The 824-nt window shown below is 31.4% G+C and carries 1 protein-coding gene; it reads right to left on the reverse strand.

The features are described 5' to 3' along the window. Positions 1-790, reverse strand: a 790-nt coding sequence (locus tag ACTHUM_RS15915) for an AAA family ATPase (protein ID WP_440403409.1), incomplete at its 3' end; no start/stop codon positions are given. Positions 791-824 lie beyond the last annotated feature (34 nt).

Genomic DNA, 824 nt, shown 5'->3' on the forward strand with positions numbered 1-824 from the left:
ATAGAATATCTATTAGCCTACGTTGAATTTTGGGGTGTAAGCTAGCCTCTATTTCATCAATTAAAATTAATGATTTTTCTGATGCCTCTATAATCTCTCTTAATAATCTAATTAAAGATTCTTCGCCTGAGGCAGCATTAAAACTAGAGTATAACCCTTGATAGCAAAAAGTGTCCTTATCTTGATGAGAAAATTGGGTTGTTATAGTAAAATTAGTTTCTAAAATATGCGATAAGCACATCGTTAGTTTTGCATCTACAGCACTGTTGCTGGGATTTTTTCGTAGAATAGCCTTTCCAAAATTACGAGCAGGTAATAGTCTAGATAGGTCTATATATCTAACTTCCCTATTTTTAATTTGTCCTTCTTTTTTTGCTACCCCAGACCATTTTTTCGTAAACTGATTTCGCTTTCCACTCTTTGTTTGGATTTTGCCACCAATTTTATATTCAATGGAATATTTGTAATCATCATTTTGGCAATCATTTACTGTGAATTTCATAAAATCTTGCCATGTATGCCTTTCTAGAATGCCATTCGTTATATTCCTCTTTTTGAAATTCTCATGACTACATGCAATTGTGGTCAGCATAGTGGTTTTTCCTGAACGGTTGACACCTGCAATAATGGAGATAGGATGCTTAAATTCTACAGTTAGATTATTAATTTGTTTTAATCGATCTATGGTTATTTTTTTTATGAATAAAGGGAAATTATTTCGATCTGACAAATCTAGTTGATCTACAGTATTTTTATCTGAATTTGGATTAATTAAATTATTTTGTGCCATGTTGCTAAACTCCATAACGTATCATTCATATAAG

The organism is Neisseria sp. P0021.S006 (assembly GCF_051956895.1).